Raw genomic sequence first — 18,795 nt, 5'->3', positions numbered from 1 at the left:
GATTGATTAAAATTATTCAGTGTTCTTTTTTTAGTATTTGTTGATTTATTGTATCAGTAAATTTTCCAGCTGAAAAAAGAAGGGACATTAGCTCTTACACTAAACATTTTCCCTTTTTATTATTCCTCAATTTTAGGAGTTTCTTTTACAAGGTTGCTTCTGAATCCCATACTTCAACAAACTCAAAACCTTTTAAATCACTTTTTAAAATTGTATTTCTAAATTCATCTGATACAAAAACAGAAGGAATGTATAATATTTCATTTAAGTAAACTTTAAAAATTGTTTGGTTTTTAACCATATTAGGTAAAAATACGTATTTTTTGAAATCTATTACTAAGCCAGAACGTAGTTTCTTTAATATAGCTTTTTCGTAGTCAATTGCATCTATTGCATTTAAAACGTTAATTATATAATACACTTCTCCCGTCACATTATGAATTAGTGGAAGAAATTCCACATTGTTGCCAAGCGTAGGCCCTAAGAATTGTTTAGCTTTCTCACTAACCATTGGTGTGCCAATCTCTCCCCAAAAATGAGGAAAATCACTGTGATGTCCTTCTTCTACACATTTAATGCGTATTTCTCCCCATAAATCAGATGCTTTTACTGCTGAGTCAATTTTTCCTTCAAAATACTTTTTCGAATCTTCTTCTAAATTCAATAGTTGAAAGGATTCATAGTCATCAAATGAACTCTTTAATTCCCAAATTTTCATCTTTTTCCTCCTACCGTTTTACTTTACGTAGGTTGTCACATTAGCGAAAGGTATTTTGAAGTTCGTTATCCATTCTTTCAAACTCGTTAGCTACCGAATGAATATTATCGACCGCTTGTTGAAAGGCGGCGGAAAATTGTTTCGTCAAATCTAAAACTTGTTGGTTCGCTTCTTGTGCTTTGGAGTTAACAGATAGTGTTGTACGCGTCGCCTTTTTTATGGAACGATTTGTTGCACTTTGGATGGTATCCGAAGCTGCTCTCATCTGCGTAGCGATTTGTTTTGCCGCTTGAAAATTACTTTGAAATTGTCCCATTGTTTAAATCCTTTCTATTATGTTTATGGAAAATTATACTATATTCCTAGGTTTCTCCATTAGGGTTTATGTTGATAATGAAAAAGGATATATAGTTAAGGTAAATCTAACAATAGAACAATGGAGAACGTTTTTTTACATCTTTAATATCAGCTGCAAGAGAGTTAATTTTAAAAAGAAGATTGAAATAGAAGAAACTTCAAAAAAAGAAGATGAATAACATTCTTGATATTAAGATAGACGAGCAGAAGATTGAAGAACTTTTCTTAGAAGAGTTGCGAAAACGTCTAAATCAAATTGAACAAAGAAAAACATTTTGGGATATGAAAGAACTATGCAGACAAACAAGTATGAGTGGAAATACCATCAGAGAAAATTTCTTTTATGATGAACGCTTTCCGAAATATAAAATAGGTGGAAAGTGGTATTTTCCAGCATTAGAAGCAGAAAAGTTTCTTCTTATGTGGATAAAAGAACAGTGAAAAGTAAAAATGAATTGTATTGTCGAACATGTGTGAATGGCAGCAGTTTTTGTATTTAAATTTATTAGGGGAAATAGCATTTGCCCACGCTTATTTTATCCAAAAAGTCCCCCAAAAACCTCCCCCAGATCATTAATTTTATTTAAGTTATTTTACAAACCATAAAAATAGAAAAAACCCTAGAAACGTTGTAATAACGCTTTTTCTAGGGTTTTTAATACTGTCATCTACTAAGCGATTGAATTAACGAGAGTAGTACTCTACGATTAACGCTTCGTTGATTTCAGCAGCTAATTCAGCGCGCTCTGGTAAGCGATTGAAAGTAGCTTCTAATTTATCAGCATCGAAAGTTAAGTATTCAGGTACGAAATTGTTAACTTCGATCGCTTCTTTAACAACAACAAGGTTGTTAGATTTTTCGCGAACGCTGATAGTTTGACCTGGTTTTACACGGAAAGATGGGATATCAACGCGAGCGCCATCTACCATGATGTGACCGTGGTTTACTAATTGACGAGAAGCGCGACGAGTGCGAGCTAATCCCATACGGTAAACTAGGTTGTCAAGACGAGCTTCAAGAAGGATCATGAAGTTTTCGCCGTGTTTACCTGGCATTTTACCTGCTTGATCAAATGTGCGACGGAATTGACGCTCAGTCATGCCGTACATGTGACGAAGTTTTTGTTTTTCTTGTAATTGTAAACCGTATTCTGAAAGTTTCTTACGTTGGTTCGGACCGTGTGGACCTGGTGCGTAAGGGCGTTTTTCTAATTCTTTACCTGTGCCGCTTAGAGAAATTCCAAGACGACGAGAGAGTTTCCAAGCTGGACCTGTATAACGAGCCATAATTGACTCCTCCTTTAGTGTTTTTATTTTCGTAAAATAAAAACAGACGTAATCGACATTTATGCGCATTTTGTTTTCATGTACCTTCGCTCCAGCAGCAGGGAGTTACGAGATACACCTCAAGTAGAGGAACAAAATACAAACGATAAACTCATATTACAAGGCTGCCTTTTTATTTTACACAAACGCTATTATATCTTTTTGATGAACTTTCGTCAAGGGAGTTGTTTTTTGTTTTGTACATCTAAATTTTGGGAAAATGCAAGGAGGAATTCAAAACAACGCTATGGAAAGAGTAGCAACAAAGAGAAAACGCTTACATGAAATAAAAAGTATAAGGGGGATGTTTGTATGAAAAAGAAGCATATGGAAACGGAGCTCATTCATCATGGTTATAATCCTACTTTGCATAAGGGGAGTTTAACGCCTCCGCTATTTCAAACTTCAACGTATACATTTGAAACAGCGCAGCAAGGAGAAGCAAGTTTTGCTGGGCAGGACGCATCTTATATTTACTCGAGGCTTGGAAATCCGACTGTTGAATTGTTTGAAGACCGAATGGCAGCTTTAGAAAGGGGAGAAGCTGCTCTGGCGTTTGGATCTGGAATGGCATCTATTTCTGCTACACTGCTTGCGTTTTTACGTGCTGGAGATCATATTATTTGTTCAAATGGATTGTATGGATGTACGTATGGATTTTTGGGGGTATTAGAAGATAAATTCATGATTACTCATTCATTATGCGATATGGAAACGGAAGAGGATATTCAAACGAAAATTCTTCCAAATACAAAATTGATTTTTGTAGAAACACCGATTAATCCCACGATGAAGCTTATTGATTTAGAGAAGGTTATCAAAGTGGCAAAACAAAATGGCTTACTTGTTATTGTAGATAATACATTTTGCTCGCCATACTTACAAATGCCTCTTGAGCTGGGGTGCGATGTCGTTCTCCATAGCGCTACAAAATATATTGGTGGACATGGAGATGTTGTTGCCGGTGTTACGGTTTGTAAAACGAAAGACTTAGCTGAAAAGATTCGCCCGATTCGAAAAGACATTGGTGGAATTATGGCACCGTTTGATGCATGGCTCTTACTACGAGGATTAAAGACGCTAGCGGTAAGAATGGATCGACACTGTGATAACGCTGAAAAAGTCGTGAAGTTTTTACAAAATCATGAAAGTGTAGAAGCGGTGTGGTATCCAGAGGGAGACCTAGCAGCTCAACAAATGAAACGTGGGGGCGGTGTTATTTCATTTGCAGTGAAAGGTGGAAAAGATGAGGCTCAGGCTTTGATGAATGAATTGCAATTTATTACGATTGCAGTCAGTCTAGGGGATACAGAAACATTGATTCAACATCCAGCAACAATGACACATGCTGTCATTCCAGCAGAAGTTCGTCATAAGATGGATATTTACGATAACTTATTACGATTGTCTATCGGCTTAGAAGCATGGGAGGATATTATTGGTGATCTAGCGCAAGCGTTGCAAAAGAGAGAGGCTGCGTTTTCTAATGTAAGTGGGCAGTGAAAGTAAAAAAGCCATCAGTAAACGGTGCGCGCGAACTGATGGCTTTTTTATTCCGCTATTCGCGGGATTCGTGCGGGCTAATAATCAGTGGGGATGAAGCTCCCCCGCTGATCAAAGTTTCACTTTATCTTATTCATTAAACTTTACTACATATGTTTTAGGAGCGTTTCCACAAATTTCTCCAAATAATGTTGGTCAACTTTGTCGAAACGATTTTTTTCGGGACTATCAATATCTAGTACACCGATGACTTCACCGTTCCTAATAAGCGGTACAACAATTTCGGAATTAGAGGCGCTATCGCAAGCGATATGACCTGGGAATTGATGAACATCTGCAATGAGCTGTGTTGTTTTTGTTTCAGCTGCTACTCCGCAAACACCGCGTCCGAATGGGATGCGAACGCATGCGGGCATTCCTTGAAATGGCCCGAGCACTAATTGATTTCCTTCGGTTACATAAAAACCAACCCAGTTAATCCGCTCTAAAAACTGATTGAGCAGTGCAGAAGCATTTGCTAAATTTGCGACTACATTTGATTCGCCTGTAAGTAGTGCATCAATTTGTTTAATTACAGTTTCATACTGCTGTTCACGTGAACCTGCATAGCTTTCTTTTGTAAACATGGAAACGTCACCCTTTCTATCGAGAAATGTAAAGTCATAGCGAAATACGCTGTATTTCATATGACTTTGTCGATAGAAAATTAAAGGAATTTGTCTTAAAAGTCAAGAAATTTAATCTATAGCTGTTCCATGAAAGGAAGTGAGCACATGAAGCAGACGAAACAAAAGATTATCGATGCGGCAATTTCTTTGTTTTATGCGAAAGGATATGATGGAACGTCGGTGCGTGATATCGCAAAGCGAGCGGATGCAAATGTGGCTAATATTTCGTATTATTTTTCTGGAAAGCAAGGGTTATTAGAACAGCTTATAACGGACTTTTTAGAGGGATATCTCAAAGTGATTGAACGGTCATTTGAACAACGGGAGTATTTGTCGTCAAAGGAAGTTATGTTACAAATTGTACGAGGGATTTTACGCTATCAATTTGAAAATCGAGAGCTCACTCGTTTCTTCTATCGGGAACTTTCATTGGATACAACATTAATTCGAGAAGTGATGACGATTTATTTTTCTAAAGAAAGATATTATATAGAGCAAGTAATTAGACAAGGGCAAGTGAAGAAAGAGTTTCAAAAAGTATCTTTTACAATGTTTATGACACAGCTAAAGGGCATGATGAACATGCCATATTTGTATCCGCAATATATAACGGAAGTGCTACATTCATTTCCGTCAGAAACATTCTTTTTGGAAATGTATACGAAGGAAGTTGAGCAGTGGATGGAACTAGCACTTTGTTTAGAACAAGTGTATTATCCTTTGCCAAGAGCTGTTCATATTTGAAATACCCCCACCTAATGGACTTGAGGTGGGGGTATTGTTCTAGAACGTATCTTTTATGAGAGCTTAAGAAGCTTGTGTTGTCATACATGACAAAGCACGTCAATGGTAATATTGCGGTTGTTGGTAACAAAATCAGATTACCGAAACTTGGACTCGTTCGCTTCGCGAAAAGTCAGGAGGTAGAAGGGTATATTTTGAGTGCCACAGTAGGGTGAAATCCAAGCGGGAGGTACTTTGTGTGCTTTTTGCTGAATTTTTGGGTGAGGGTATTACTGCCCGCGAATAGTGGGATAAAGGTATGTATAACCGAGATGATGATCAAATTGTGTAAGACGAAAATAGATGTGAAAAAGAAAGATACAGAAATTCCTAGAAGGTGATATTACAAAAGCAAGAAAAGAAACATGAAATTTTAAAAAAATTAGGTCAAAAACACGTCATTACATGATATGATTAGAACATTGTTAGTTGTTAAATATAGGGGATTTCCCTTTTTATACATAATGCCTTCCATTTCATAAACGGAACGGACAAAAAAAGAGGTATAATAGGAGGCTTTTTTGCATGGATTCTATCCTGACGATCGTTATCATCGTAGTAAGCTCTATTCTATTACTGCTCATGATAGAGCTCGTGATAAGAAATCGTTTATATAAAGATCTTGAAGCACTAGAGCAGTGGAAACAAGAAATAAAAGATAAACCTGTGGCAGATGAATTGAAACGGGTTAAAGAGTTAAATATGACAGGGCAAACTGAAGAACTATTTGAAAAATGGCGCGAAGAATGGGATGAAATTGTTGCAAACCTTCTTCCAAAAGCTGAGAAAGCATTGGAAAGTGCACAAAAATCAGCCTCACAATTTTCCTTCCGAAAAGCAAAACATGCGATGAATGAATCCATTAGTGGTTTAGATGAAGCGGATAACCGCATTACAGATATTTTAAACGAGTTGCAACAATTGTTAGAGAGCTATGAGAAAAATAGTTCGGAAATTGACGGCTTACGTGATACATATCGCAGTATGAAAAAGAGTGTCCTCGCTCATCGTCATATGTTTGGCGAAGCAGAAAAGAAAATTGAAGAGCTGCTTGATGCAGAGTCAAACAAGTTCCAAGCGTTTGAAGAAGCAACAGAAAATGGTGATTATTTAAAAGCGCGCGACATTGTAATAAGCTTAGAAGATGGATTATCAAATTTAGAAATCATCATTCATGAAATTCCTGATTTGTTAGTAGAGTGTCAAGCGACATTACCGGTACAATTAGATGATTTATTACAAGGTCATGACGATATGAAGAAGCAAGCGTATGTATTAAATCATTTGGAAATCCCTAAAGAAGTAAGAGATATGAATAAACAACTACAAACATGTCTGATGGATTTACAAGAGTTACATATAGCAGAAGCAAAAGAGAAAATAGAAGCTTTAAAAACGAATTTAGATACGCTGTATGATCAGTTAGAACAAGAAGTGCATGCGAAGTATTACGTGGAACAAAAAACTGTTACTGTATACGAAGATTTAGAGCAAATGCGCGAACAAACAATTGAAACAAAATCGGAAACACAATTTGTTAAGCAAAGTTATCAATTGCAAGATAAAGATATTGAATCACAAAAAATCATTGAAAAACAAATGCACATTTTAATGAAACGTTTTGAAGTGTTGCAATTACGTATTGCTGAGCAAGATATTGCGTTCTCTGTTATTCGCGAAGAGCTAGAAGAAATTTATGAGCAATGTGAAACATTGAAGGTACTTCATGTTGAATATAAGGACATGTTACAAATGATGCGTAAGGAAGAGTTTGAAGCGCGTGAAACATTACATGAAATGCGCCAAATGATTGTGGAAGCAAAACGCTTTATGCAAAAGTCTAACTTGCCTGGTCTTCCAGATAGTATTATGGATGATTTGCAAAGAGGACAGCAAGCGATGCAAGGTGTTTATGAACAGTTAGAATTAAAACCACTGAATATGAATGTTGTAAATAGCATGTTAGAAGAAGCATTTACCATGGTAAATGGTGTGTATGAAATGACACAAGAGTTAATTGGACAGGCACATTTAGTAGAAAAATTAATTCAATACGGTAACCGTTATCGTAGTCATGATCTGGAGCTTGCACATAGCTTAAATGAGGCAGAGAGATTGTTCCGTGAATATGAATATGATGCAGCTTTAGAGCAAGCAGCTTCGGTTCTAGAACAACTTGAGCCTGGAGTTGTACAAAAAATTGCTGAATTTGTTGATGGTGAACAAACCCCTTAATGAAAAAGGGGTTTGTTTTTTTATCATATTGTGTAAATTTTGAGATGATGTTGCTATAATAAATAGCGGAATACCGGACGGTTTTTCGTTTCAAAATACAAACGTATGCTTCTGTATTTAAAGAATGGAACCTAGGAGTATCTTTAGCGTAACTGCATGTACTTGTGATATGATTGTACGATGCGATATCGCTGAAAGGGGAAGAACGATGATCTATTTTGATAATAGTGCGACGACGAAACCATATCCAGAAGTCCTTCAATCTTACGTAACGGTTGCCGGAAAATATTTTGGAAATCCTTCTTCTATTCATTCGCTTGGAGGAGAAGCAGAGCGCTTATTAACGCAATCTCGAACGATTGCAGCACAGCTTCTTCGTGTTAAGCCTTCAGAGATTATCTTTACATCGGGCGGAACGGAAGGAAATAACCTTGCGATTAAAGGAATAGCGATGAAGAATCGTTCTCGTGGCAAACATGTCATTACAACAAATATTGAACACGCGTCTGTGTTTGAAGCATATAAACAATTAGAAGGACTCGGTTTTGAGGTTACCTATTTACCTGTAAATGAGCATGGTATTGTGTCTGTAGAAGATGTGAAACGAGCACTTCGTGAGGATACAATCCTTGTTTCCGTTATTCATGTCAATAACGAAACAGGGGCGATTCAACCTGTTTCTGAAATTGGTGAATTGTTAACTGATTATCCGAAAGTACGCTTTCATGTTGATCATGTACAAGGAATTGGAAAAGTACCATTAGACCTTTACGATTCTCGTATTGATCTTTGTTCTGTGTCAGGACATAAATTTCATAGTGTAAAAGGAACAGGACTGTTATATGTGCGTGATGGTGTAAGGTTAGATCCTATTTTATCAGGCGGTCAACAAGAGTTGCGTTATCGTTCGGGAACTGAGAATTTACCAGGAATCGTTGCGATGATAAAAGCGTTGCGAATGACCATGGAACATGGGCAAGAAAAAATAGCACATTTACAAAGTTTACAAACAGAATTGGTTCGCTTCTTTGAGGAGATGGATCATGTTACGATTAATACGCCGCTTGCATGCACGGCACCACACATTTTAAATGTGTCGTTTGTTGGCTTAAAACCGGAAGTAGTCGTACATGCTTTAGAAGAACGTGACGTATATGTATCGACAAAATCAGCTTGTTCTTCAAAAGCAAATGAAGTGAGCCGGGTGTTATTGTCAATGGGAGTGCCGCATGCAGCAGCAGCAAGTGCGATTCGTATTAGTTTAGCACCGGAAAATACGATGGAAGAAGTAACACAATTTCAAGAAATTATAAAAGAAACATTGCCAAAATTATATGAAGTGATGAGGTAAAGAAACATGATGACATATGAATATATTTTAGTTCGTTATGGAGAGATGACGACAAAAGGAAAAAACCGCTCCAAGTTTGTTAGTACGTTAAAGGATAATGTTAAATTTAAGTTAAAGAAATTTAAAAACTTAAAAATCGATGCAACACATGACCGTATGTATATTGAGCTAAATGGAGAAGATCATGAAGCTGTTGCAGATAAATTACAAGATGTATTTGGTATTCATAAGTTTAACTTAGCGATGAAGGTACCAACGGATTTAGAAGAGATTAAAAAAGGTTCACTCGCTGCTTTCTTGCAAGTAAAAGGTGATGTGAAAACATTTAAAATGACGGTTCACCGTTCTTATAAGCGATTCCCAATGCAAACGATGGAATTACTGCCGGAGATTGGTGGTTATATTTTAGAAAATACAGAAGACATTACAGTGGATGTTCATAATCCAGATGTAAATGTTCGTGTAGAAATTCGTAGTGGTTATAGCTACATCATGTGTGATGAGCGCATGGGAGCAGGTGGACTTCCAGTTGGTGTCGGCGGAAAAGTAATGGTGCTACTTTCTGGCGGAATTGATAGCCCGGTTGCAGCTTACTTAACGATGAAGCGTGGTGTATCAGTAGAAGCAGTTCACTTCCATAGTCCGCCGTTTACAAGTGAGCGCGCAAAGCAAAAAGTAATTGATTTAGCACAAGAGCTAACAAAGTATTGTAAACGTGTGACGCTTCACCTTGTTCCGTTTACAGAAGTGCAAAAAACGATTAATAAAGAAATTCCATCTAGTTATTCAATGACGATTATGCGCCGTATGATGATGCGTATTACAGAACGTATTGCAGAAGAGCGTAATGCGCTGGCTTTAACAACTGGGGAAAGTCTTGGACAAGTAGCAAGTCAAACCTTAGATAGTATGCATACAATTAATGAAGTGACAAACTATCCAGTTATCCGTCCACTTGTTACAATGGATAAGTTAGAAATCATTAAAATTGCAAATGAAATTGGAACGTATGACATTTCAATTCGCCCATACGAAGACTGCTGTACAGTATTTACACCAGCAAGTCCGACAACAAAACCAAAGCGTGAAAAAGCAAATCGTTTTGAATCGTATTATGACTTTACACCACTTATTGAGGAAGCTGTAGCGAATACAGAAAAAATGGTATTACAAACAGTAGAAGTGGCTGAAGAAGAGAAGTTTGAAGATTTATTCTAAAAGTGCTTGTTCAAAAAGGAGGATAAGGAGAGCAGAGCGGTTCGAGGCGCGGAAGCCAGGAGGATACGGAGTGTAGAGTAAACTACATGAGTATCGGACTGGCGACGTAACGAAGAAATAGGGCGGCTATCTTTACTGGACTTTTTGAACACCCTTTAAAACCATAAATTACCATCAATAGATATGTATGAAGCTATATGGTTTATCACACTCTATACTCACAAGGAGGTGATACCATATGGCAAGAAGCACAAACAAATTAGCAGTGTCTGGTGCTCAAGCAGCATTAGACCAAATGAAATATGAAATTGCACAAGAGTTTGGTGTTCAACTTGGAGCAGATGCAACATCTCGCGCTAACGGATCTGTTGGTGGCGAAATTACAAAACGTCTAGTTTCACTAGCTGAACAACAATTAGGTGGTTTCCAAAAATAATCCCATATACGATGGCTTAGAAGGAGCGGGTTTCCCGCTCCTTCTTTTTGTTCACACTGAGAAAAGTTTCACCTTGTCGACATGTGATGAAAAATTTGTCAAAAAAAGAAGGTTCAAAATTTACTGAAAATTCTTTATTATAGAAGGGAGGCATAGAGAAAAAGGAGGATGTTTATGAATAGAGAAGAATTGTTAGCGCCACCGTCGTATAACTTAGTTGCAGAGATTGAGAAATATACGAATGAAAAGCAGAAGCTTGCTTTAATTTGGCAAGATGAAGAAGGGAATAGACGAGAGGTTACGTATTTGGAATTAATAAAAGGTGCGAATAAAATTGGAAACGCTTTTATAAAGAGCGGATTGCAAAAAGGGGACAAGCTTCTCATTATGATGCCCCGTCTTATTGAAGCCTATATGACATATATTGCGGCGATTAAAGCGGGGTTTGTGGTCATTCCAAGTTCAGAGATGCTCCGAAAAAAAGATATTGAATATCGTATTCGTCATGGGGAAGTAAAAGCGATCGTTAGTTACGAGCCTTATATCGAACAATTTGAAGGTGTCGAGATGATGGACTCACTTCAAAAATTCGTATTGAGCGAGCGGTCAGTAGAGGGATGGATCAATTTACAAGAGGCATTAGAAACAGAAAGTGATGAATTAGAAATCGCAAAAACGGACCGAGAAGATATGGTCTTTTTGTCTTATACATCAGGAACAACAGGGAATCCAAAGGGGGTCGTCCATACACATGCATGGGCATATGCGCATTTGCGTACAAGCGCTCCAAATTGGCTTGGAATTGAAGAGAATGATGTTGTATGGGCAACGGCTAGTCCAGGCTGGCAAAAATGGATCTGGAGTCCGTTTCTAGCGACGCTTGGTTCAGGGGCAACAGGATTTGTATACCACGGTAAATTTGAACCAAAAACATATTTACAGTTATTAGATGATAATAAAGTAAATGTACTTTGCTGTACGCCGACAGAATATCGCTTAATGGCGAAGGTGGAGGATTTACAGCGATATCATTTATCGGCTTTACATAGTGCTGTATCGGCAGGAGAACCGCTAAATCGAGAGGTGATTGAAACATTCCAAAACCATTTCAATCTTACGGTTCGCGACGGGTATGGACAGACGGAAAATACGTTGTTAGTTGGCATCATGAAAGGAATGGAAATCAAACCGGGTTCGATGGGAAAACCAACGCCAGGTAATCATGTAGATATCGTAAATGAAGAGGGACAGCCTGTACTTTCAGGCGAAGTTGGAGATATTGCTGTTCATATTGAAACACCAGCACTCTTTAAGCAATATTATAAAGATGATGAGCGGACAGCGATGCAATTCCGCGGTGATTATTATATTACGGGTGATAAAGCGAAAAAAGATGAAGACGGCTATTTTTGGTTTGAAGGCCGCGGAGATGATATTATTATTAGCTCTGGTTATACAATTGGGCCGTTTGAAGTGGAAGATGCGCTTGTTAAACATCCGTATGTAAGAGAGTGTGCCGTTGTCGGAAGTCCAGATGAAATACGAGGGAGCGTCGTGAAGGCATTTATCGTCTTAAGAGAAAACGTACAAGAAAACGAAGAAATATTAATCCCTTTACTTCAAGAACATGTTAAAGAGTTAACAGCGCCGTATAAATATCCTCGTAAAATTGAATTTGTAGACGAACTACCAAAAACAATTTCTGGAAAAATTCGCCGTATTGAATTGAGAAAACAAGAAATGGAGTTAGCATCAAAGTAAGAAAGATGGTGTTAATGCAGAGGGTTACTAATTATTGGGAAATAAGGAATATTTCATTTTTACGCTTAAAAAGGCAGGATAGTTGTATTAAGTTGTTGTATACGTATGTAATATATGATATCATCAAAAAACGGAACGTATGTTCCGTTTTTTGTGGTTAAATATGATTGTTTAACAGCTACCCAAAAAATTAAAAAAAGAGGTGTCTTTTATGATTTTAGGTATTAACCCGTATTTAGTTTTGAATGGTAATGGACAAGAAGCAGTTAAATTTTATGAAAATGCATTGGATGCAAAAGTTGAAATCATTCAAACTTTTGGAGAAATTCCTGAAAATCCAGAATACCCTATCTCAGATGAAGCGAAAGACCGTATTTTACATGCGCATTTAAAAGTTGGTAACACTGATCTTATGATTTCTGATACATTCCCAGGTCAACCATACGAAACTGGATCACAAGTAACGATAGCAATCAGAATCAGCGATGTAGAAAAAGCCAAAGAAGTATTTGGAAAATTACAAGATGGTGGTCAAGTAGTAATGCCACTTCAGGAAACTTTCTGGAGCCCATCATATGGACAAGTGAAAGATAAATTTGGCATAGAATGGCAAATTTCAACACTTGTTGCTGATAATAATTAACTTTCTTTTTAAAAAGCACCATGTTACTCAAAGTGGTGCTTTTTTTGTATGTAAAGTTATCGTTCTTCTTCAATTAACCAGGTGTCGAGTGTTTTATAAGTCAAATTGAGAGCAGTAATGGCTTCACCTCAAAATGCAGTAAAGGCAAATATATTTCATGAGGAATGAAGAAAATTCCTACTAATTAAAGTTTCGATTTATAGGAGAATTGTCTGCTTTTTTTCTTCGCTTCAATTTCGTAAACTAAAAAGAAAAGGAGATGAGGGTATGGGGGAGATTTGGCACGATGGAAATATTTACACAATGAATGAAGAGGAAGAAAAGGTAGAAGCGGTTTATATAGAAAACGGTATGATTATTGATACAGGTGATAAAGAAGATTTAGAGAGTCGTTATCGACCAGAGAAGATACAGCGTTTAGAGGGGAAAACGATGATTCCAGGTTTTGTTGATAGTCATATGCACCTCATTGGACATGGAGAGAGACTGCTTCGGCTAGATGTCTCCTCTTGTATATCTTATCAGGAAATGCTTGCGCTCGTCGCAGAGCGGGTGAAAGAAACGACAAAGGATACATGGATTATTGGCGAGGGCTGGAACGAAAATAACTTCACGGATACAAAAAGTGTCCATGTGCGTGATTTAGATGCTATTTCTAAAGAGCATCCCATTTTATTAAAACGTGTTTGTCGCCACGTTACATGGGTGAACTCTTACATACTACAAAAAGCGAATCTAACATCAGAAATGTTAGATCCAAAAGGCGGGAAGATTGGCCGTGGGCTATCAGGTGAACTCACTGGGCTTTTATATGAACAAGCACAAGATTTAATTAAGCACGTTCAGCCTGAAATAAATGAAGCTTATTTACAAAGAGCATTGCAAACAGCGGTTCAAGATTGTTGGAAATATGGCCTAGTAGGCGGGCATACGGAAGATTTAAATTATTATGGTGGTTTTCGAAAAACGTATAACGCGTTTACAGATGTGATTAAGGAAATGCCATTTAAAGCTCATTTACTTGTACACCATGAGGTAGCAGATGAACGAAAAGAATATGAGAGCCAGCATTATATTGAATTTGGAGCGATGAAGATTTTTTCAGATGGTTCTTTTGGCGGACGAACAGCGCTATTAAGTGAACCGTATGAAGATGCGAAGGAAACAAATGGCGTAGCAATTTTTTCTCGTGAAGAGCTTGCGGAGCTAGTAAAGAAAGCACGTACCTTACATATGCCAGTTGCGATTCATACGATTGGTGATCTGTCGCTTGAGTATGTAATTGATGCGCTGGAGTTATATCCACCTGCAGAAGGATTGCGTGACCGCATTATCCATTGCCAGCTTGCTCGTGAAGAGTTAATACAGCGTATGAAACCTTTGCAAGCTATTGTCGATATTCAGCCTGTATTTGTCTCTTCTGATTTTCCATCAGTAATTGAAAAATTAGGGGAGCGTCGTCTTCGGTATGCATATGCATGGAAAACACTGCTCAGTGCAGGACTACATTGCAGCGGTGGATCAGATGCACCAATTGAACAAGTAAATCCGCTTTTAGGAATCTATAGTGCGGTAACGCGGAAAAGTTTTATTGATGGAACATGTTACATACAAGAAGAACGACTATCGGTATTTGAAGCTGTTTCCTTATTTACGACTGGAAGTGCATATGCAATTGGAAAAGAAAACAAGCGTGGTAAAATTGTAAAAGGATATGAAGCGGATTTTACCATATTGGACCGGGATATATTTGAAATTGAAGCAGACGAAATAAAGGATGTACAAGCGGAGATGACTGTGATAAATGGTCAAGTTGTATACAAAAAATAAAGCTTGCCGGGGGATTCTCCGGCAAGCTTTATTTTGTTCTTATAAAAACGTTCTTTGTACTTTTTCCCAGAACGAATTATTTTTTAGTTTTACTGTTTTAATTTCTTTATCACTTAAGCGAACAACGGCTTTTTCGACTTGTTTAATGCTAAGTGCTTCGTTATCCATTCCGATAACAGGATAATCGTTACCATCTGGAGCGAGTTTCAATGTTAATGTTCGATCGTGATTTAAAATGAATGGTGATCCAAGTGTGCGGTATGTGTTGTTGTTTAAAGATGCAAGTTCGCTTACTTGGAAACATGGAATTAATGGATCGACAACTGCACCATGCAATGATTTGTTATATGCGGTACTTCCTGTCGGTGTAGAAATGACTAAACCATCGCCTCTAAACGTTTCAAAATATAGATCATCCACGTGTACATCGACTACAAATGTTTTAATGATACTTGAGCGTAAAGAAAACTCATTCAAACAATAGAAAGATGTAGTATGATCAACATCTACTTGAATTGTTGGATATTTGCGCACTTCAATTTCATTTTTTGTAATTTCTTGAAGGGCATTATCAACATGGTCAATATGGAAATCACAGTAGAAAGAAATTTCATCTTTTGTGGAAACGCCTGCGTATAAGCAATCTTCTCGGAAACCGGTTTTACGAACGGCTTGTAAGAAGGTCCCGTCATCTCCAACGCTGACGATAGCGTTTGCAGTTTTTGGATGATCTAATATGGTAAATCCATTCTCCTCTAAAGTACGATATATTGGCTTCATTTTTTCGATAAGTGTTGCTTTATCATCACCATAAAAGAAAAATAAATTGCGACGATCTGCCATTATGTATCCCTCCATTGCAGTAAAATTTTCTGGTCCTAATGATTTCGATAGGTATTCATTAGAGCAATCATCAGTGAGGAAAATACATCCTGATGATATGTTCAAATAGTATATTTCGATATAAAATGCCAAAATACCTCTTTATTTTTAGAAAAATTTCTATATTCAATTTTGTTTTAATTTGTTTAATCTTATTTAAACATGTCGATAATGGATATGGAATGAAAGGATGGTACGGATGAAGTGGCTTGCAATCGGAATTGGGATTGTTATATTGCTTATTTTAGTTATATTGTTGTCGAAAATCTCGTTGAAAGCGACGTTCTTATATTCAGAAATGGAAAAACAATGTTTACTTCAAGTGAAAATATGGATGATTCACTATACGTTTGATGTTTTAGAAAGAATGGAGAAAATGGACAAAAAGACTGAACAAAAAATTGAAAAAGCGGAAGAAGATGGCGGTATTGAAAATAAAATAATGGCGCAGCTTGATACGATCGGAGAATTGATAAAAAGGTTGCAAGAGATCCATACTATTACTAAAGATTTTCTAAAAAAAGTGAAAATCAAAGGGTGGAGATGGCATTCGCAAATTGGAACAGGGGATGCAGCTAGCACTGGAATCGTAACAGGATATGCATGGTCGACAAAAGGAATGGCGGCTGGAATTATAGGACAATATATGCATATTATTGATATACCAGAGTTTGAAATTACACCTGTTTTTCAAGGAAAGGGATTCGCATCGAAATGTGAATTAACAGCATCCTTTCATATTTATCGTACAGTGAAAGCTGCACTTAAACTGCTCATATTTATGAGAAAACAACGATCAAGCATGACAGAAAAATCTGTTCAAACATAGGGGGGATATAATGGAACACCCAATTCAAGGATTGATGACAACAGCAATGCAGCATTTAAAACAAATGACTGATGTAAATACAATTATTGGAGATCCCATTAAAGCAGCAGACGGAAGTGTTATTTTAACGGTTTCGAAAGTTAGCTTTGGCTTTGCAGCTGGCGGGAGTGAGTTTGGAAAAATTGAAAGCATTGGCCGTCATCCATTTGGCGGAGGAAGCGGCGGCGGTGTTTCCATTAATCCAGTTGCATTTTTAGTTGTAAATGGAGAAGGTGTGAAAGTCCTTCATTTAGACAAGCAAACGCATGTTATTGATAAAATAATTGAATTAGCACCGCAAGCTGTTGATAAGGTAAAAGAAATGATGGAGAAACGTAAAGGTGACGAACCAGAATTTCAAATTTAGTAGTGAAAAGAAGCTAATCGATTGGTTAGCTTCCTTATTTTTTTGTAAATAAAGCGATTTTGTTTGCATTCTGCATAGGGACAAACTATCATTTACAGTGTACATATTTTGTTTAAATAAGGGAGGATTTTTAAGTGGCAAATGTAACTTTTAAAGGTAACCCAATCACTTTAGTTGGAACAGAAGTTAAAGTAGGCGATCAAGCGCCAAACTTCCAAGTGCTAGCAAACGACTTATCTCCGGTAAGTTTAGAAACATACAAAGGTGAAGTGAAATTAATTAGCGTTGTACCATCAATCGACACAGGTGTATGTGATGCACAAACTCGTCGTTTTAATCAAGATGCAGCTGGCATTGAAAACGCAAAAGTATTAACAATTAGCGTTGACTTACCATTCGCTCAAAAACGTTGGTGTGCAGCAAACGGTTTAGAAAACGTAGCAACACTTTCTGACCACCGTGACCTTTCTTTCGGTGAAGCTTATGGCGTTGTAATGAAAGAGCTTCGTTTACTTGCTCGTGCGGTATTCGTAGTAGACAGCAACGATAAAATTGTTTACGTAGAATACGTAAGCGAGGGCACAAGCCATCCAAACTATGAAGCGGCATTAGAAGCAGCAAAAGCTGCAAAATAAAGTGAAGAGCGAAAAGCGGCCTCTTAAAAAAGAGGTCGCTTTTTCTTTTGGGAAAAAATTAGATTGTGGTATGATATAAGTTATGTGTATTTGATAGAAGGAGGAATATTTGTGAGTCAGACAGTAGAAACATTATTTTCTATTTTTGATTCTTCTACCGTAATTTTACGTAAAGAATTGGATGTAACATATTTAGAAGCGCTTGTGGAAACGGGAGATAACCTGTTTGAAGGAGCAATTCTGCAAGAAGAATTATCTGAATCAACAATTGAACGATTAAATCGTGAATATAGTAAGTTTAATGAAGAAACATATAAAAGCGAGGAAATTCGCAAAGCATTTCAGCTTGCCATTTTAAAGGGAATGAAAGAGGGCATACAAGCCAATCATGAAATGACGCCTGATGCAGTTGGTATGTTTATGAGCTACTTGTTCCATAAATTTATGAAGGATCAAAAAGAAATCACGGTTTTAGATCCTGCAATTGGAACAGGAAACTTAATGACAACGATCTTTAACAGTTCTCAAGAAGGTACAACGATAAGTGGATTTGGGGTAGATGTAGATGACTTGCTCGTTAAACTTGCCCTAGTTAATGCGAATTTACAAAAACAATCCATCGAGTTTTTCAATCAGGATGGACTAGCGCCGCTTTACATTGATCCAGTTGATGCAGTTGTTTGTGATTTACCAATCGGTTATTATCCAAACGAAATTGGTGCAAGTGAATATACTTTAAAAGCAGATGAAGGTATGTCTTATGCACATCATCTTTTTATTGAGCAAAGTGTAAGGCATACAAAAGAAGGTGGCTATTTATTTTTCCTAGTACCAAACTTCATTTTTGAAAGTGACCAAGCGCCGAAACTTCATGCATTTTTCAAAGAAACATGTTTTATTCAAGGACTATTGCAGCTTCCTGTTTCCATGTTTAAAAACGAAAAAAATGCAAAAAGTATATTTGTTCTCCAAAAGAAAGGTCCGAATGTAACGATGCCAAAACAAGCGTTGTTAGTGGAATTACCTAAGTTTTCCAATATGAAAGCTATGGAGAATATGATGTCACAAATGAACAACTGGTTTGCAACACATAAATAGTTATGTGTGCAACAGTATTAGCTGCTTATATAGTACAGTTTTATATTTTGTACAACAACTCTGAATATATACACGATAAAAGTGAATTTTTTTTGAATCTGTAATATATATTTTTT

Annotated in this window: 19 protein-coding genes and 1 pseudogene; 15 read left to right on the top strand and 5 right to left on the bottom strand. The window is 37.1% G+C overall.

Going from position 1 to position 18,795, the window contains the following annotated elements; genetic code table 11:
- Positions 1 to 145 precede the first annotated feature (145 nt).
- Positions 146 to 718, bottom strand: a complete 573-nt coding sequence (locus QUF99_RS24200) for an Imm43 family immunity protein (protein WP_289373482.1) — start codon at positions 716 to 718, stop codon at positions 146 to 148.
- Between the two features lie 40 nt (positions 719 to 758).
- Positions 759 to 1,034: a TIGR04197 family type VII secretion effector gene (locus QUF99_RS24195; protein WP_289373480.1), complete on the bottom strand. Its 276-nt coding sequence runs from the start codon at positions 1,032 to 1,034 to the stop codon at positions 759 to 761.
- A 212-nt stretch (positions 1,035 to 1,246) separates the two neighbouring features.
- On the opposite strand from QUF99_RS24195, the gene QUF99_RS24190 reads away from it, so the two are divergent.
- Positions 1,247 to 1,516: a hypothetical protein gene (locus QUF99_RS24190; protein WP_289373478.1), complete on the top strand. Its 270-nt coding sequence runs from the start codon at positions 1,247 to 1,249 to the stop codon at positions 1,514 to 1,516.
- 243 nt (positions 1,517 to 1,759) lie between these two features.
- On the opposite strand, the gene rpsD is transcribed toward QUF99_RS24190, so the two are convergent.
- The gene (gene rpsD, locus QUF99_RS24185) at positions 1,760 to 2,362 is read right to left on the bottom strand and encodes a 30S ribosomal protein S4 (protein ID WP_286122273.1); all 603 of its coding nucleotides are present in this window, start codon (positions 2,360 to 2,362) and stop codon (positions 1,760 to 1,762) included.
- A 351-nt stretch (positions 2,363 to 2,713) separates the two neighbouring features.
- Here rpsD and megL point away from each other — a divergent pair, with 351 nt between their 5' ends.
- Positions 2,714 to 3,904: a methionine gamma-lyase gene (gene megL, locus QUF99_RS24180; protein ID WP_289373476.1), complete on the top strand. Its 1,191-nt coding sequence runs from the start codon at positions 2,714 to 2,716 to the stop codon at positions 3,902 to 3,904.
- Positions 3,905 to 4,050: 146 nt separating this feature from the next.
- On the opposite strand, the gene QUF99_RS24175 is transcribed toward megL, so the two are convergent.
- Positions 4,051 to 4,530 carry a GAF domain-containing protein gene (locus QUF99_RS24175; protein ID WP_289373474.1) on the bottom strand — a complete coding sequence of 160 codons (480 nt, stop codon included), beginning with the start codon at positions 4,528 to 4,530 and terminating at the stop codon, positions 4,051 to 4,053.
- 147 nt (positions 4,531 to 4,677) lie between these two features.
- Between QUF99_RS24175 and refZ the strand changes: the two genes are divergently transcribed.
- From refZ to QUF99_RS24130, 9 genes and pseudogenes are all read left to right on the top strand, one after another.
- Positions 4,678 to 5,316 carry a forespore capture DNA-binding protein RefZ gene (gene refZ / locus QUF99_RS24170; RefSeq protein WP_289373472.1) on the top strand — a complete coding sequence of 213 codons (639 nt, stop codon included), beginning with the start codon at positions 4,678 to 4,680 and terminating at the stop codon, positions 5,314 to 5,316.
- A gap of 65 nt (positions 5,317 to 5,381) precedes the next feature.
- Positions 5,382 to 5,528 (top strand): annotated as a pseudogene (locus tag QUF99_RS24165) (IS200/IS605 family element RNA-guided endonuclease TnpB); the annotation flags it as partial.
- 352 nt (positions 5,529 to 5,880) lie between these two features.
- Positions 5,881 to 7,590 carry a septation ring formation regulator EzrA gene (gene ezrA / locus QUF99_RS24160; protein WP_289373471.1) on the top strand — a complete coding sequence of 570 codons (1,710 nt, stop codon included), beginning with the start codon at positions 5,881 to 5,883 and terminating at the stop codon, positions 7,588 to 7,590.
- Between the two features lie 208 nt (positions 7,591 to 7,798).
- Positions 7,799 to 8,941: a cysteine desulfurase family protein gene (locus QUF99_RS24155; protein WP_289373470.1), complete on the top strand. Its 1,143-nt coding sequence runs from the start codon at positions 7,799 to 7,801 to the stop codon at positions 8,939 to 8,941.
- 6 nt (positions 8,942 to 8,947) lie between these two features.
- On the top strand, positions 8,948 to 10,159 hold the full coding sequence (thiI, locus tag QUF99_RS24150; protein ID WP_289373468.1) for a tRNA uracil 4-sulfurtransferase ThiI: 1,212 nt from the start codon (positions 8,948 to 8,950) through the stop codon (positions 10,157 to 10,159).
- A gap of 238 nt (positions 10,160 to 10,397) precedes the next feature.
- A complete protein-coding gene (locus tag QUF99_RS24145) occupies positions 10,398 to 10,595 on the top strand; it encodes an alpha/beta-type small acid-soluble spore protein (protein WP_097899570.1) in 198 nt (65 codons plus the stop codon).
- Positions 10,596 to 10,769: 174 nt separating this feature from the next.
- On the top strand, positions 10,770 to 12,356 hold the full coding sequence (mbcS, locus tag QUF99_RS24140; RefSeq protein ID WP_289373467.1) for an acyl-CoA synthetase MbcS: 1,587 nt from the start codon (positions 10,770 to 10,772) through the stop codon (positions 12,354 to 12,356).
- A gap of 211 nt (positions 12,357 to 12,567) precedes the next feature.
- Positions 12,568 to 12,999, top strand: a complete 432-nt coding sequence (locus QUF99_RS24135; RefSeq protein ID WP_289373466.1) for a VOC family protein — start codon at positions 12,568 to 12,570, stop codon at positions 12,997 to 12,999.
- 267 nt (positions 13,000 to 13,266) lie between these two features.
- Positions 13,267 to 14,829: an amidohydrolase gene (locus tag QUF99_RS24130; protein WP_289373465.1), complete on the top strand. Its 1,563-nt coding sequence runs from the start codon at positions 13,267 to 13,269 to the stop codon at positions 14,827 to 14,829.
- 39 nt (positions 14,830 to 14,868) lie between these two features.
- Here QUF99_RS24130 and QUF99_RS24125 read toward each other — a convergent pair whose 3' ends face one another.
- Positions 14,869 to 15,672: an NAD kinase gene (locus QUF99_RS24125; RefSeq protein WP_289373463.1), complete on the bottom strand. Its 804-nt coding sequence runs from the start codon at positions 15,670 to 15,672 to the stop codon at positions 14,869 to 14,871.
- A 229-nt stretch (positions 15,673 to 15,901) separates the two neighbouring features.
- Here QUF99_RS24125 and QUF99_RS24120 point away from each other — a divergent pair, with 229 nt between their 5' ends.
- The 4 genes from QUF99_RS24120 (at position 15,902) to QUF99_RS24105 (ending at position 18,679) form a co-directional block, all read left to right on the top strand.
- On the top strand, positions 15,902 to 16,540 hold the full coding sequence (locus QUF99_RS24120) for a DUF2953 domain-containing protein (protein WP_289373461.1): 639 nt from the start codon (positions 15,902 to 15,904) through the stop codon (positions 16,538 to 16,540).
- 10 nt (positions 16,541 to 16,550) lie between these two features.
- Complete coding sequence (gene ytfJ, locus QUF99_RS24115; protein ID WP_289373459.1) at positions 16,551 to 16,946, top strand: GerW family sporulation protein; 396 nt, start codon at positions 16,551 to 16,553, stop codon at positions 16,944 to 16,946.
- A gap of 134 nt (positions 16,947 to 17,080) precedes the next feature.
- Positions 17,081 to 17,581, top strand: coding sequence for a thiol peroxidase (gene tpx / locus QUF99_RS24110; protein WP_286122260.1), 501 nt, complete (start codon positions 17,081 to 17,083; stop codon positions 17,579 to 17,581).
- A 111-nt stretch (positions 17,582 to 17,692) separates the two neighbouring features.
- Positions 17,693 to 18,679, top strand: a complete 987-nt coding sequence (locus QUF99_RS24105) for a class I SAM-dependent methyltransferase (protein WP_289373457.1) — start codon at positions 17,693 to 17,695, stop codon at positions 18,677 to 18,679.
- Positions 18,680 to 18,795 lie beyond the last annotated feature (116 nt).

Source organism: Bacillus sp. DX4.1, assembly GCF_030348195.1.
Taxonomy (GTDB): domain Bacteria; phylum Bacillota; class Bacilli; order Bacillales; family Bacillaceae_G; genus Bacillus_A.
This window is presented reverse-complemented; position numbering and strand designations above follow the sequence as displayed.

Coding starts and splice junctions, on each gene's coding strand:
- QUF99_RS24135 (WP_289373466.1), top strand. CDS start 12,568: ATGATTTTAGGTATTAACCCGTATTTAGTTTTGAATGGTAATGGACAA.
- ezrA (WP_289373471.1), top strand. CDS start 5,881: ATGGATTCTATCCTGACGATCGTTATCATCGTAGTAAGCTCTATTCTA.
- QUF99_RS24175 (WP_289373474.1), bottom strand. CDS start 4,530: ATGTTTACAAAAGAAAGCTATGCAGGTTCACGTGAACAGCAGTATGAA.
- QUF99_RS24145 (WP_097899570.1), top strand. CDS start 10,398: ATGGCAAGAAGCACAAACAAATTAGCAGTGTCTGGTGCTCAAGCAGCA.
- refZ (WP_289373472.1), top strand. CDS start 4,678: ATGAAGCAGACGAAACAAAAGATTATCGATGCGGCAATTTCTTTGTTT.
- QUF99_RS24195 (WP_289373480.1), bottom strand. CDS start 1,034: ATGGGACAATTTCAAAGTAATTTTCAAGCGGCAAAACAAATCGCTACG.
- mbcS (WP_289373467.1), top strand. CDS start 10,770: ATGAATAGAGAAGAATTGTTAGCGCCACCGTCGTATAACTTAGTTGCA.
- QUF99_RS24120 (WP_289373461.1), top strand. CDS start 15,902: ATGGTACGGATGAAGTGGCTTGCAATCGGAATTGGGATTGTTATATTG.
- QUF99_RS24155 (WP_289373470.1), top strand. CDS start 7,799: ATGATCTATTTTGATAATAGTGCGACGACGAAACCATATCCAGAAGTC.
- QUF99_RS24200 (WP_289373482.1), bottom strand. CDS start 718: ATGAAAATTTGGGAATTAAAGAGTTCATTTGATGACTATGAATCCTTT.
- QUF99_RS24130 (WP_289373465.1), top strand. CDS start 13,267: ATGGGGGAGATTTGGCACGATGGAAATATTTACACAATGAATGAAGAG.
- ytfJ (WP_289373459.1), top strand. CDS start 16,551: ATGGAACACCCAATTCAAGGATTGATGACAACAGCAATGCAGCATTTA.
- QUF99_RS24190 (WP_289373478.1), top strand. CDS start 1,247: ATGAATAACATTCTTGATATTAAGATAGACGAGCAGAAGATTGAAGAA.
- megL (WP_289373476.1), top strand. CDS start 2,714: ATGAAAAAGAAGCATATGGAAACGGAGCTCATTCATCATGGTTATAAT.
- rpsD (WP_286122273.1), bottom strand. CDS start 2,362: ATGGCTCGTTATACAGGTCCAGCTTGGAAACTCTCTCGTCGTCTTGGA.
- QUF99_RS24125 (WP_289373463.1), bottom strand. CDS start 15,672: ATGGCAGATCGTCGCAATTTATTTTTCTTTTATGGTGATGATAAAGCA.
- thiI (WP_289373468.1), top strand. CDS start 8,948: ATGATGACATATGAATATATTTTAGTTCGTTATGGAGAGATGACGACA.